This is a genomic window from Alkalimonas sp. (genome assembly GCF_020831925.1).
In the GTDB taxonomy this organism is placed as follows: domain Bacteria; phylum Pseudomonadota; class Gammaproteobacteria; order Enterobacterales; family Alteromonadaceae; genus Alkalimonas.
The window spans coordinates 38901-52553 of record NZ_JAFIFQ010000011.1; the positions used below are offsets into that span (position 1 = coordinate 38901).

14 protein-coding genes and 1 pseudogene are annotated in these 13653 nt (G+C 52.6%); 4 read left to right on the forward strand and 11 right to left on the reverse strand.

The genetic code is table 11. From position 1 onward, the window contains the following. Positions 1-44: 44 nt before the first annotated feature. The 5 genes and pseudogenes from JJU14_RS05580 to JJU14_RS05600 form a co-directional block, all read right to left on the reverse strand. A complete protein-coding gene (locus JJU14_RS05580; protein ID WP_228611638.1) occupies positions 45-578 on the reverse strand; it encodes a histidine phosphatase family protein in 534 nt (177 codons plus the stop codon). 73 nt (positions 579-651) lie between these two features. Continuing rightward, on the reverse strand, positions 652-1014 hold the full coding sequence (locus tag JJU14_RS05585) for a nuclear transport factor 2 family protein (RefSeq protein ID WP_366914883.1): 363 nt from the start codon (positions 1012-1014) through the stop codon (positions 652-654). Beyond that, a pseudogene (locus tag JJU14_RS05590) lies at positions 1012-1452 on the reverse strand (GNAT family N-acetyltransferase); the annotation flags it as partial. The gene JJU14_RS05585 and the pseudogene JJU14_RS05590, both read right to left, overlap by 3 nt. 81 nt (positions 1453-1533) lie before the next feature. Then, positions 1534-4344: a diguanylate cyclase gene (locus tag JJU14_RS16700; protein ID WP_228611611.1), complete on the reverse strand. Its 2811-nt coding sequence runs from the start codon at positions 4342-4344 to the stop codon at positions 1534-1536. A gap of 173 nt (positions 4345-4517) precedes the next feature. After that, positions 4518-6110: a SulP family inorganic anion transporter gene (locus JJU14_RS05600; protein WP_228611612.1), complete on the reverse strand. Its 1593-nt coding sequence runs from the start codon at positions 6108-6110 to the stop codon at positions 4518-4520. Between the two features lie 222 nt (positions 6111-6332). On the opposite strand from JJU14_RS05600, the gene JJU14_RS05605 reads away from it, so the two are divergent. Then, the gene (locus tag JJU14_RS05605) at positions 6333-6779 is read left to right on the forward strand and encodes an isoprenylcysteine carboxylmethyltransferase family protein (RefSeq protein WP_228611613.1); all 447 of its coding nucleotides are present in this window, start codon (positions 6333-6335) and stop codon (positions 6777-6779) included. Here the strand turns inward: JJU14_RS05605 and JJU14_RS05610 are convergent. Continuing rightward, on the reverse strand, positions 6776-7297 hold the full coding sequence (locus JJU14_RS05610) for a DUF1569 domain-containing protein (protein ID WP_228611614.1): 522 nt from the start codon (positions 7295-7297) through the stop codon (positions 6776-6778). The two genes, JJU14_RS05605 and JJU14_RS05610, sit on opposite strands and share 4 nt — an antisense overlap. Positions 7298-7431: 134 nt before the next feature. Between JJU14_RS05610 and JJU14_RS05615 the strand changes: the two genes are divergently transcribed. Then, positions 7432-8172: a transporter substrate-binding domain-containing protein gene (locus JJU14_RS05615; protein WP_228611615.1), complete on the forward strand. Its 741-nt coding sequence runs from the start codon at positions 7432-7434 to the stop codon at positions 8170-8172. An 8-nt stretch (positions 8173-8180) separates the two neighbouring features. Here the strand turns inward: JJU14_RS05615 and JJU14_RS05620 are convergent, their stop codons facing one another. Next, the gene (locus JJU14_RS05620) at positions 8181-8753 is read right to left on the reverse strand and encodes a porin family protein (RefSeq protein WP_228611616.1); all 573 of its coding nucleotides are present in this window, start codon (positions 8751-8753) and stop codon (positions 8181-8183) included. A gap of 141 nt (positions 8754-8894) precedes the next feature. Between JJU14_RS05620 and JJU14_RS05625 the strand changes: the two genes are divergently transcribed. Continuing rightward, positions 8895-9902 (forward strand): hydrolase, encoded by a 1008-nt coding sequence (locus JJU14_RS05625; protein WP_228611617.1) that lies wholly within the window; start codon positions 8895-8897, stop codon positions 9900-9902. Beyond that, on the forward strand, positions 9899-10120 hold the full coding sequence (locus tag JJU14_RS05630) for a YheU family protein (protein WP_228611618.1): 222 nt from the start codon (positions 9899-9901) through the stop codon (positions 10118-10120). Before JJU14_RS05625 ends, JJU14_RS05630 begins: the two co-directional genes overlap by 4 nt. 35 nt (positions 10121-10155) lie before the next feature. Here JJU14_RS05630 and JJU14_RS05635 read toward each other — a convergent pair whose 3' ends face one another. The 4 genes from JJU14_RS05635 to JJU14_RS05650 form a co-directional block, all read right to left on the reverse strand. Continuing rightward, complete coding sequence (locus tag JJU14_RS05635; RefSeq protein WP_228611619.1) at positions 10156-10527, reverse strand: DUF6746 family protein; 372 nt, start codon at positions 10525-10527, stop codon at positions 10156-10158. A gap of 212 nt (positions 10528-10739) precedes the next feature. Next, on the reverse strand, positions 10740-11057 hold the full coding sequence (locus JJU14_RS05640; RefSeq protein ID WP_228611620.1) for a hypothetical protein: 318 nt from the start codon (positions 11055-11057) through the stop codon (positions 10740-10742). After that, a complete protein-coding gene (locus JJU14_RS05645) occupies positions 11050-11736 on the reverse strand; it encodes a PspA/IM30 family protein (RefSeq protein WP_228611621.1) in 687 nt (228 codons plus the stop codon). The genes JJU14_RS05640 and JJU14_RS05645 overlap by 8 nt, the downstream gene beginning before the upstream one ends. Positions 11737-12004: 268 nt before the next feature. Then, positions 12005-13615, reverse strand: a complete 1611-nt coding sequence (locus tag JJU14_RS05650; protein WP_228611622.1) for a methyl-accepting chemotaxis protein — start codon at positions 13613-13615, stop codon at positions 12005-12007. Between the last annotated feature and the right edge of the window lie 38 nt (positions 13616-13653).

A 13653-nucleotide genomic window follows, 5' to 3' on the forward strand; every position in this document is an offset into this window, starting at 1 on the left:
ACACTGAACAGGCTTTACCATAAGCTTTGTCTGTTACGCCCCAATCACTCAGGCCACACCCGCGCCAGCACAGTAACTGGCTCGGTTAGCGGCAAGGCGATCAGCAGGCCTTCGCCGGAGGCGGGGAAAATACCGGTTAGAGCGGTGATATTGACCTGATGGCTGATCAGCACAGTGGGTGAGCTAAAGGGAGCCTGCGCCAGAAAGGCTCTTAATGCGCTGGTTTGTGCCTGGCCATCACCGCGGCCGGCAAAGAATGAATTCAGCAGTGGCAGGGGCTCAACCACTGAAAGCGCCATCAGCTGACCGGTTTCAAGGCAGCGACACCACTGACTGCTATAGATCTGCACGCTATCCTGTGTTTGCTGTTGCAGCAAACGCCCCCAAGCCTGGGCTTGCTGGCGGCCGCCTTCATTCAGATTACGCTGGGTGCTGCAGTCCTTCAGCACAAAACCTGCCGGGTCGCCGGTACCGGGGGCTAGGGCATGGCGCATCATCAAAATGGCATCGCCATCGCGCCAGGCTTGCCATGCACGCTCATCCGCCGACAGATTTAACGGGAACAGCAGTAAAAGCATCCACAGTTTCACGCAGCAGCACCCAAAGTCATCTTCACTTTAGTTGCAATACGCCATAAAGCAGCAAAAGGATTTAGCTGGCGGGATAAAACCAGGCCTTTGTAATCAGACCGGCTTCGACCTGGTACACCACCGCCACCTCGGATGGCCTGTCGCTTAGGCCATGCACCCGCTCGTGGTCAATCACCTTGTTACCGACCACCATGCGGCTCAGTACTTCGGCCCGCAGCGCTGGTAGGGTAAAGCGCTCACTGGCATAGAACTGCCGCAGCGCGTCCAGGCCTTTTAGCGCAGGGCTGCTGGCTGGCATGCGGTAAATGGCGATATCCGGGTGATAGCAGCGACAAAATGCCGCTAAGTCTTTGGCATTGTAAGCCTCGAGCTGACGCTGCACCGGCTCAGCCATATCCGCTGGTACCAGTAAGTTTTTGTGCATAAAGCAGCTGTTATCATCTTCCTGGTAATCGGCAAAAGGGCCGCAAAACACAAAACCAGCGCTTTGGTACAAGCTACGGGCTGGCTTGAAAAAATCCATCGAACCGGTTTCCAGATAAAGATCGGTGATGCCGCTCGCAGCCGCTTCGGCCAGCACATGCTTGAGCAAAGCCCGGCCTACCCCTTTACCCCTGGCTTCGGGAGCTGTTCGCATCGATTTAATCTCCCCCATGCCAGCACTGTGCTGCTTTAAGGCAACGCAGCCAAGCAATTGGCCGTCTTGCCAGGCGGTCCAAAAGCGAATATCCGCAGCTTTTAGTTTGCTTACATCCAGCGCATGCACACTCTCTGCCGGTGACGTGGCGTACATATCGGCCAGATGGCCTTGCAGTAACTGGATAACGGCTGGTGATTCAAGCGGATCAAGGAGGATCTTCATCAGAGTATGGTACTCGCGTCAGGGTCAGTCATCGTAGCATTGATTTGCTGGTCTAAAAAAGCAGGGTATTGCTAAAAAGCCTCAGACTTTCATCTTGCTGTGGTACAAGCACCAGGGGCGCTGTTCTGTCTTGCTTTGATACATAGCCGTGTCGGCTTGCTTGAGCAGGGTGGACGCTGATACCGGCTGCTGCGGTGAAAACAAAGCCACGCCAATGCTGCAAGAGACATCGATCGCCTGCCTGGCGTAGTGCTGACCACTGGTATTCAGCGCCTTGCTTAAGCGCGCAACGGCTTTTTCCAGTTCATCATCACTCTTGATTCGATCCAGGATCAACACAAACTCATCCCCTCCCAGCCTGGCTGCAAAATCCGTCGAACGGCTGGCTTGCTGCAACTTCATCGCGGTCTCAACCAGCAGCTGATCCCCGGCATCATGGCCATGCGTATCATTCAGCTCTTTAAACTTATTCAGATCAAAATACATCAACGCCAAGCGGTGCTGATGCTTGCGTGCCAGCTGCAAACGCTGCTCCAGCTCTTTCGTGAAGAAGCGGCGGTTAGCCAGCTTGGTTAAATTGTCGTGATTGGCAATGTAAGATAGCTTTCGATTTCGTTTTAGCTGCAGCAAAGCACTGTAGCTAAGCAGCAAAAGCGCCCCCAGTAGGTAACTGAGCTTTGCTTGCCAGGTCCGCCACCAAGGGGAGATCACATTCAGCTGAATCCGCTTGCTGTCGGGATTCCAGATCCCATCCGCATTGGTCGAACGCACCTCCAGCTCGTACTGACCGTAAGGCAACTGACTTAAACTGAGCTGGTTGCCAGCCATGGCACGCCAGCTATTCACTAAGGGCTGCAGCCGGTATTGGTAGTGAATGCGCTCGGGGCTGAGAAACTCAAGCGCAGCAAATTCAAAGGCGTAATAACTCTGATCCGGCTGAATGGTGAGCTGCTCAATAAAAGCAGGCTGGCTTTGTGCCATCAACTGCACCGAGGTCAGGTGTAGCCTGGGGAAATCAGCATTGGCTGTCAACCGATCCGGGGCAAACAACAACAGCCCCTGATTGCCACCAAACGCCAGCTCACTTGCCTTGGTGCGGCTGACCGCATTGGCATGAAACTCCATATCCAGCCAGTGCAGATGGCGGGATAGAGCCGTAATCGTCAAGGTTTGCGGCTCAATACGACTCAGGGTCCGCATTCCCGTCAGCCAGATATCACCGTTCTCATCTTTGGCCAGGCCCCGTAATTGATTCTCAGCCAGCCCCTGCTCTACCGTCAGATGGTGCTGCAATTGCCATTGCTGTTGTGCTTGTTGCCAGGCCAACACAAAAAGACCATGATCCTGGGTGGCCAGCCACAACCTGTCGGCGTCCAGTAGCAGGCTGGTAATATGGCGCTGTTTAAGTTCGGTAATACCGAGCTGCTCGGCCAGCTCCACCGCCTCCCCTTGCTGAACCAGCCACAAACCGCTTGAGCTGGCAAGCAGATAGCCCTGGGCAACAGGCTGAATATCGGTAATGTAGCCACGGGAAATCGGTGGATGCTCCATCAAGAGTGTGCGGTCTGCAAGATCCATCACCGCAAAACCACCATCATAAAAGCCAATCAAGAGGTGCTGCTGATCCTGCCGCAGGCTATAAACTTCCCGCTCGGCAATCAGAGTTTCCACCTGAGCACTGCCGGGATCAAAGCCAAGCAGTCCAACATTGGTGCCAAGCAGCACCTGTTCTTGCCATGGCAACAAACTCCAAATCACTGTACGTGGCAAAGTCCCAGCTTCACCGGAAGCCGGGAAAGTAGTTAGCTGCTGGCTGCTTCTGTCGAAATGGTTTAAACCACTTTCCGTGCCAAACCAGACCTCCTGCTCGGTCGCAGCCACAGACCATACATGCTTATTGGTAATATTCTGATATTCCCCCAGATGGACTATGGCGGCATCAACCGGATTCGCCACCGCCAGGCCATTGGTGGTCGCAACCCATAATTGCTCTGCCTGATCAAACAGCAACTGGCTGATGTTGTTATGAGGAATGCTGTATTGGATCTGAGGATGATGGCTGTAATGACGAATGCTATGATCCGGCAAGGATAAAACAGCAATGCCATCGTAAAAATACCCAAGCCAGAGTTCATTATTGCTAAGGGCCAACGACCAGATGCTATTGGATGCCAGCCTATCCGCGGTCAGTAATTGCTGATCCAGCTGCTTAGAATGGGTATCCAGAACCAACAAACCATCCCGCTGTGTTGCCAGATACAGCTTTTCGCCAACCAGAATGCCATCAAAAATGCGTTGGTGCCGAACATCAAAACCAGGCTGCTGCATCAGATCAATAAAGACCGGAGTCTGCTGCTGCTGTCGGTAATACAAACCTTGCTTGGTGCCGATCCACAAATTACCTGCCTGCTCAGCCAGAAATTTCACCTCCACCTCAGGCAAAATGAGCGTAAACTCTGACTGGCCATCCGCCAACAGGTACAAACCCACATCGGTGCCAACCCAGAGCCCCTGCTCTGCATCCTGATGCAAGGTCAGAATGGTTGCTTCGGGTTTGGGCAAAGATTGCAGCGCAAATAACTCCAACGTCTGATCAAACAGATACAAGCCTTTTTCTGTGCCAACCCAAAAGCGCTGCTGTCTGTCTTCCAACAAAGACAAAATATCATTGCTGCCAAGGCCTGTGTGCTCAGACAAGGGGTAATGCACAAAGCGCAAGCCATCAAAACGTGCCAATCCCCCTTTGGTACCGAGCCAGATAAAGCCATCACGACGTTGCAAAAGGACATTGATGTAGGCCGAGGGTAGACCGTCTCTGACCGACAGACGGCGAAAGTGCAATTGTTCGGCGTCTAACTGGTAGCTGGCTGTGATGCCAGTTACAGGAAACACACATAGAGCCAAAATAATCAATAACTTAATCATATTATTTGGCAGCAGCTATAGGGTAATTTCAGCCTAGCAAATGCTCACAGAATATACAAAAGAAACGACCAGATTCCCGCTTTGAGGGGCAAGCAACTCGAGCCGCTCTCTAATCACGTCAAGCTGCCATAAGCAGTCACTCAGGTTTGCTGGCAACAGTCGTCCAGTACTTGCTGAATCGAACTGCACAGCGTCTGTTCGGTAAATGCGGGGCTATTTAAAGCCAGCAAACGCTGCTGTAGCTCTTCGTCATCTAACAGCAAACGAGGCCGCAGCTTTTTTTGCTGTAATTTCTGTAGCATGTCTTCGATGGCAAAGACGGCAGTTAAATCCATGTAGTGCACACCGCGACAATCCAGCACAATGTCTTTGGTTTGCATCACCTGGTCGACCTTATCCATCCGATCCAGCATCTGCGCCATCGAGCCAAAAAACAACGGGCCGCTTAAGCGTACCAACCGCACGCCAGGGTGTCCGGGCTCATTCGGTACATCCAACAGTTCGTCCTCTTCCAAATGAATGTGGGCGGTTTTGGCCATGCGCCAGGTCACCAGCCCCATCGCCAGCACCACGCCAACCCCGACGGCAATCACCAGATCGACCAACACCGTCAGTGCAAACACACTGAGCATAATGATCACTTCTGGCTTGGGCGTGCCCTGTATACGCTTTAACAGGCGATAATCGAGAATATCAATACCAACCTTCACCAGAATGCCGGCCAGCACTGCCAGTGGGATCTGGGCTGCCAGCGGCGCCAGTCCCAGCAGCAAGGCCAGTAAGAACACCGCATGCACCATGCCACTGATCCGGGTACGGCCACCGGCATTGACATTGACCACAGTGCGCATGGTGGCACCAGCACCAGGCAAGCCACCGATAAAGGCGCAGAGCATATTGCCAAGGCCCTGGCCAATCAGCTCTTTATTGGGTTTATGCCGGGTGCGGGTTATGGAGTCTGCTACCAGCGAGGTCAGCAAACTATCGATGGTGCCAAGCAACGCCAGCGTCAGCCCCAGGGTAAAAATCAGGCTCCATTGCGACAAGCTAAACTGTGGCAGATGAAACTCCGGCAAACCGGTTGGGATCTCACCAATCACCGGTACCTGCCAGCCCAGCAGTACAGCAGCCAGGGTGCAAAGACAAAGCGCCAGCAATGGCGATGGCAAATAGCGGCTAATGCGCATTGGGGTAAACCAGACAATGGCAAAGGTCATCAAACCCAGTGCCAGCGCCTGCAGATTAAGCTCTGCCAGCGTATCGGGAAGCTTGGCCAATGCCTGCAGCGGCGAAGGGGATGGAGAAGCGCCAAGCAAGGGGGCGAGCTGCAACAAAATAATAATCACCCCAATGCCGCTCATAAAGCCGGAGATCACCGGATAGGGAATGTAGCGCACCAGGCCACCTACTTTGAGCAGGCCTAAAGCAATTTGCAATACCCCACCGACCAACACCACCGCCAGCGCCATCTGGAAGCTGCCGCCAAGGGCAGCAATGGCCGAGGCAAACACCACCGTCATCGGGCCTGTTGGGCCGGAAATCTGCACCCTGGTGCCACCAAAAAGCGCTGCCACTAATCCCAGCGCGATGGCACCATACAAACCTGCCGCTGCCCCGGCACCAGAAGCAACCCCAAAAGCCAGCGCCAATGGCAAAGCTACGATGCCAGCGGTCAGGCCACCAAAGAGATCGCCACGCAAGGTGGCGGCAGAATAAGTGTGATGTGCTGCCATGAAATCGTCTTGTTGAAGTTATTTTCAGCAGACTTTGCGGATAATTGCAGCAAAGCCACAGTAAAGTGTGGCTAAGTTACCGGTTTAAGGCCTCAATAACAAGGCGGATCAGTTTGGTCTGTGGCTTGTAACATGGCCTGCAACACTGTGCTGCGCTCTCGCACTTGACTGGAGTAAGGCCAGACTTGCTATGCTTACTAAAATTGGTAAGGTGCCCCTGGTATGGAAAAGAAAGTCCCTCCGCTGTTGTTGTTTGTTGGCTTTGCCGGGCTGATTTGGCTCACAGCCAGCTGGCCAGCGCCCTGGCCGCTTTGGTTCAGCCAGTTGCTGGCCGTTTTACTGATGCTGGATGGAACTATCTTCTGTGGTTGGGCCTTCTGGCAGTTTCGCCGCGCCAACACCACCGTTGATCCGCGCTACCCGGAGCGCAGCCGGCAACTGGTCACAGATGGTTTGTTTCAGTTTAGCCGCAACCCGATGTATCTGGGTTTTGTCTTGCTGCTGATAGCGCTTTGCTTCTGGTTGCATAGCTTAAGTGGTTTTCTGGGGCTGCCGCTGTTTGTGCTCTGGCTGCACTATTGGCAGATTGTGCCGGAAGAGCGGGCATTGTCTGAGCGATTTGGCGATGCCTGGCAGCACTATTGTCAGCAGACCCGGCGCTGGCTTTAGCGCACCAAAGCTATCTCTTGCAGATGATCCCTTAAGTGCAGCCAATGCGCATTGTAATACTGTGCCTTACTTAAGCGACCATAGGCAAAATGCGGTGCCAGCCTGCCCTGCCAGCGGATAAACTGTTCCAGCTCCACGATGAGCTCGGCCTGAGCCACATCCACAGGTACCGATTTTCGCAACTTTGGCGCTCCAGGCAGAGGTTCGTTCAAAGGGTGCTGCATCTTACCGGCCGCACTAAAGGCAGCCAAAGCCGTCGAGCCTATCGTCAGTTGAAATAAGCGGGAGCGCGGCTCAGGATAGCCGATACGCGAGTAGCGCACACTCTGGGCACAGTGCTGAAAGATCTCACTGACACTCCAGTCACCAAGTTGGGTCAATTGTCCGGCTGGTAATTGCTGCAGCTGGCTGGTCAGCGCCTGCAATGGCGGCCGGCGCAACATGGCACCAACATGGGTACCGGCCCAAAGCGCCACCGGAGTAGCGGCTACCAGGCCTAAAAAGGCTCTGCGTTTCATCAGTCACTCTGCTCTCTTTGCTCTCTTGTGTTCATTTTAACGTCATTTAGTTGTCAGATCGAATGCAGCTGTACCTTGCTGAAGGACAGCGCTGTGCTGTATGCTTGTTAACAAATAGGGCAAGGAGAGAAACTATGCGTTGGTGGTGGTGGTTTACCTGCTTTAGTTCCGCCTTGTGGGCTGAGCCTGTACCCGATGAGATCAGGTTTTATACCGAGCATCTCCCCCCCTACAGCTATATGACTGACGATACTGTAGATGGCATCAATGTCGAATTGATACGCTTGCTGTGTCAACGTACTGAGCTGAACTGCCGAATTGAACTGCTACCCTGGCGCCGTGCCTTTGACAATGCGCAGCAACAACCCTACAGCGGTGTGTTTTCAACCTCCCGCACTGAAGAGCGTGAGTCCCTGTTTCAATGGGTGGGCCCTATTGCCTCGGATTGGGGGTATTTATTTCGCCTTAAAGGCCGTAACGACGTTAACCCGACCAACCTGGAAGAAGCCAAAGCCTATCGATTGGCCGTAGCGCGTGGTGATGTTTATGAAAGTTATTTCAAACGCCATGGTTTTGAATACGGCGTCAATATGCTGGATTTTACCACCAAGCCGGAGCCGGTCCCTTTGTTTCTGGCCAAGCGGGTCGATTTATTGGTTGGCTCACCCCGCTCAGTCCGAAGCTGGCTGCAACAGTACGGTGCACCGGAGGACAGTGCAGAGGCCTTATTTAAGTTGCGCAATGTAGGCGACAATTACCTGGCACTGCACCCCGCCTTTCCAACTGAGCTGGCAGCGCGGCTGCAGCAAGAGCTAGAACTGCTGCGCGAGCAGGGCGTGATTCAGGCCCTGATCGAGCAGTATACTCACCAGTAATTTCAGGCTTAAAAACGGTAATTCAGGCCAAACAGCAAAGAGCCAAAAGATTTAAAGGTTTTACCAGAGCTATAGCTGACTTCGGTTTGAACACCCAGCCCATTGATAAACTGATACTGCCAGCCAACGGCACCCATCACACCCAACTCAGTTTCACTAAAGCGACGAGACCGGTACTGCATCGCCACCCGATTTTGGCTAATGCCAAGCTTTGCGTACAACTGCTGCTGTTGCGTTACCGGGTAGCCGGCATATCCACTAATGCTGATGGCACGGTAATCGATGTCTTCTAGCTCACCAAAAAAAATATTGGAAATCGCACTACCGATGCCCATAGAGCCGTGACGGTAAGCCAGCTCAACGCCATATTGAGGATCCCATTGGTAGCGATAAAACAGGTTGTAGCCATTAAAATCTGAGAGGTTTTGCTCCCGATCCAATTCAGGATCGGCTACCTTGGTTGAGCCCCAAAAGAGATTCGCACCAATTCGATGGCTGTTGTCTGGCTCGCTGGCCATAGCCGTTGTAGAGAATAATCCGGCCCCGAGAAAAGCCATTGTTAACATCACACTTCGTCGCATACTCAACATTCCTTTGATTTGACACAGCAACCATACAACAAAAAACAGACCAATTAAACAACAAGTGTAAATTAAGCGTGATGGCAATCTGGCAGGAATTTTGCTGTAAAAACAGGTACACTTTGTTGCAGAACACCATCAATGACAAAACAAGGCTCCCTGAACTTGCGACACCCTACCTTCCAGCCGGCCTGGTGGCTACCCGGCGGTCATTTACAAACACTGGCGGCCAAATACCTGCACCCACGCTATCAAGGCAGTTTAACCACTGAATGGCTGCCGCTGCCCGATGGCGATGAGTTGGAACTGTGCTGGAATCAAACCCTGAGCGCTGATTACCAGGGACCTTTGGTGCTGCTGTTGCACGGTCTGGCCGGCAATCAGCACAGCCATTATGTGCAGGGGATGTTTGCTGCTTTTCAGCAGCTGGATTGGCCTGTGGTGCTGATGCATTTCCGTGGTTGTGGCAGCCGACCCAATCAGTTGCCACGCGCTTACCACTCAGGTGATACCGAAGATCTGCGTTTCGTGCTGCAACAATTGCAGCAGTGCTATCCCGCTAGCCAGCTGCTAGCCGTTGGTTTTTCGCTGGGTGGCAATGTACTGATGAAATACTGTGGCGAAGAAGGTGACAAGAACCCACTCTCGGCTGCTGTTGCCGTTTGTGCCCCACTAGCACTCGCCAGCAGCGCAAAACGGATCAACCAAGGCTTCAGCAAACTGTATCAACGCTATTTGCTGCGTCAGCTGAAACAAAGTGCGCTGCAAAAGCTGCAACGCTTTGACGACTTCCCTATTCCACTTTCACACCAGACCGTAAAGCGTATGCCCAGCATTGAAGCCTTCGACGATGGCTTTACCGCACCCTTGCATGGCTTTTTGGGTGCCGCCGATTACTATCAGCGGGCCAGTGGCCGGCAGTTTTTGCCAGCGATCCGGGTGCCCAGCCTGATTATCCATGCAGCAGATGATCCTTTTCTAGCCCCTGACGTCGTACCAAACCAGGCAGAGCTACCGGACTTGGTGCGGCATGAGACCTGGCCTTCGGGTGGCCATGTTGGCTTTGTCGGCGGGCGCAATCCATTAAAGCCCATCTTCTGGCTGAACGAGCGGATCCCGCTATTTTTCCAAGAGGTACTGCAAAGGTGATTATTCCCTGGCAACAGCTTGAGGCAGAGACGCTGAACAATTTGATCGAATACTATGTACTGCGTGAGGGCACTGACTATGGCGAGCAGGAAATATCGCTAGCGCAAAAAGTAGCTCAGGTGCGTGCACAACTGCAGTCCGGTGAGGTCGTACTGGTGTTTTCTGAACTGCATGAAACCGTCAACTTGATGTCTAAACAGCAGTTTCACGAGCAGTAAGGGCAGCTGAGCTGCCCTTACTGTGATGGCTGTGATTAAGGCACCAGCTGACGTGCTGTGTTCAGATACACCTGACCCCGGGCTTTCACTTTAGCAGCATCGCTGTACTCCGACGCGACATGCACTTCCTCCAGCACCTCGGCAAGTATGGCCAACTCGGCGCGCATTTTCTCCAGTGCATTTTCCAGGGTGTAGGTCAGTTGATGCACTTCATGGAGCTGATGTGGGGTCAGGGTATCCTGCGCCACCAGCGCTGCCAGTTTGGCATTGTAGGCAGAAAAATTTTGCACGGCTTCAGTCAGCGTATTGGCTGGTAAACCAGCAAAATGATCGGGGCGATCGGAGTGGGCCATAGCCGCTGTAGATAAGCTTAGTAGTACGGCGCACACAAATGTTTTGAGTCGCATTCTCAATCCTCATTGCTATAGATTCGGTTGCTTGAGGTCGCTGACATTGTCTTGCAGGTGAGTGTTCTGTGCCACTCATCAAAATACAGTCACTCTGTCGGTGCTGTTGGTAGTCAGTATAACCCCAACTGACCTCAAGATGCGAGCATCAGTGCCGCTTGCCGGGAAAAAAAAGAGCCAGACCAGCGCAATGGCTGGTCTGGCTGGCGGGGTCAGGCCAAGCGGCGCGGTGAGCGGCTGCTCACCAGCCACACCAAGGCCAGCAGCAACAACAAAGGCCAAAGCACACTAAAACCCACCACCAGCAGCACGGCACCGGCCAACACCACCCCAAGCAACAAGCTATTAAGCAGGATAGCACCCAGCAAATAGGCCAGGCCTGCCAGGCACAGCACTACCACGGCGGCCACCAAGACGTCGAACACCAACACCACACCGCCCACCAGGATAGCGCCGATAAAGGCCAGCAGCGCAGGCCCAAGCCAGACAATCGCCACCAGCAGGGCTAACGCAATCAATACATTACGCATGACTTGCCTCCTTGTTCGGGTGCTTTTGTTTCAGCGCAGCCAGGGCCTGCTCAATGGCTTCTTCTTGCTCCAGGCTTTTAAATTGCTGCTTGACAGAGCTGCTGCTGGCCGAGCGGCCCAAATCCATCGCTTCCAGCTGAGCTTCTAAACCATCGATTTTTTGCTCGTAACGCTCGAACTTGTGCAGCGCTTCGTTCACTTTGTGTTGATGCTGCTTACTATGCACCTGCAACCGCACCTCGGTGCAATCTGCCCGGCGTTGTGTTTGCTGATAACGCTGCCGTGCTTCATTCAGCTTGCTTTGCAACCGGCTGATATCGCCTTCAATATCGGCCAGCAGCGACTGACTTTGCATTTCTTCCTGCTGCACGCTGCTGCGCTTTGTTTCAGCAGCCAACCGCTCGGCCAGCGCCGCCCGGGCTAAATCTTCTTTATCGTGCGCTAAGGCACGCTCGGCTTTTTGCTGCCAGTCCATAACCGACGCATCCAGCTGCTGCAGCTGGCGTTGCAACTGTTTGCGAGCCGCGATGTGTTCGGCAGCCAGGGTACGCAATTCAGCCAAAGAGTCTTCCATTTGCTGGACCAGCAAACGCAGCATCTTTTCTGGCTGCTCGGCTTTATCCAGCAGGGCGTGCAGATTGGCGTTGATAATATCGGTAAAACGGTTCAATGCATTCATGGGGTTTTCCTTGTGTCTGCGCCAGCTGTACTGGCTTGAAATAAGCGATTACACGAAAGCTATTTCAAGAGCTGTGCCAGAACACCAAGGGAGAAATATATTAAATAAAAATCAAATAGTTATGACTTACACATTTTATGCATTTTCCACTTAAAGTACAAAAAAATAGAAAGGGGTTAGTGGTTTTCACCATTAATTGGTGAGTTTTTTAAGATATGTGCCAAGCTAATTTAGCCTACCAAGCCCGGCACATTCCTCGTATCTTTAGTTAGGTTTTAAACCGTTTACCGTAAGCCAGCAGATCCTGCGCCATGCGCTCAAGCTCGGCAGATGTGGCATCTGCTTGTTGCGATCGTTCTTTTGTCTCCGCAGTCAAGCTATTCACTTTAAGAAGGTTTTGGTCCATCTCCTGCACCACTGTGCTTTGCTGCTCTGTTGCACTAGCTATTTGCAACGTCATATCGGTGATGGAACTGACTGAGTGCATAATATCGTTTAATGCCGCACCAGCCTGGTCAGCCAGCTCAACCCCACTGCGCGCCTTTTCTACTCCGGCTTGCATGGTTGTCACTGCCGCACCAGAACTTTGCTGCAACCTATCAATCAGTGTTTTAATCTCTGTTGTCGACTGTTGGGTGCGCGCCGCTAAGGTTCGAACCTCGTCCGCAACTACTGCAAAACCCCGCCCTTGCTCACCGGCACGAGCTGCTTCAATAGCTGCATTGAGCGCCAGTAAGTTTGTTTGTTCAGCAATGGCCTGAATGGTATCCAGGATACCGCCAATGTTCGTGCTCTCTTGCTGCACGGCGCTAATGGTGCCAGACGCCAGCTCTACTTCTGAAGCAATTTCACTGATAGCGCCAATCACACGTCGCACAATTTGCTGACCGTGCTCGGCATGCTGCTCTGAATCATTAGTTGCAGTTGAGGTGTTTTGTGCATGCTTCGCAACTTCCGCAATGGTCGCGGCCATTTCGTTCATGGCTGTGGCTAGCTGCTCGATTTCTGCCGCCTGACGCTGCAAGTCCTGATCGGTTTCATTGGTGATCACAGAAACCCTGGCTGCATGCTCAGCTACCTGATGCGCATTTTTAACCAAGCCTGCTACCAAGTCATGAAGCTGATGCTGCATATCATTAAATGCACTCGCAGCCATACCCACCTCATCCTGGCTGACCACAGGCAATTCAATACCTGTTAAATCACCAGCAGCAATTTGCTGAGCTCGATTTTTCAGGGCCTTCATGGGCTGAGCAATCAAACGACGTAACAGGAAAATTAACCCAATGGCGGCTAAAATCGTCAATGCCATCGCCGACCAAACCACAGACATCGCCCGGCGATCAGAGCGCTCTGCTTTGGCTATGATGCTGTCCCTTTCCGCTTGAAACAACTGTGCTACCTCAGCCAAGTAACCACGCATTTCACTGAGGTGTTGCAACGTTTGCTGTTGATAAATACGAATTTGCTCGGCTGGATTTGCCGCCACGATAGCTTTGGCTGAAGCATGTAGTTCGCGATGTGGCTTATCCATAGCATCCAATGCACGCTTTAGTTCTGGGCTAGCTGTATGGTAAGCATCTGATGCTCGAAATGTGTCATACCAGCGACCAAAGTTGCATTGAGTGGGCTCTAGTTGACCACGAAACGGCTGTTGCAATAGCATGCTACTGGCCAGCTCATTGGCCCAGTTAAGGTGGTCGATTTCGCGCTGCATCTGCAAAATGGAAAGCTCACGCTTCTCTGCAGCGGCAGCCCTGGCTTTACTCATGGTATTCTGTGCTAGTTGCACAATGATTGCGACGCAGATCATCAGTACAACAAGCAAACCAAAACTCAGCGTTAATTTTTTCCCTACCGAGAACGCACTTTTTGCCATGCCTACCTCATTCATTATTTTTACTAACTTACTATAAT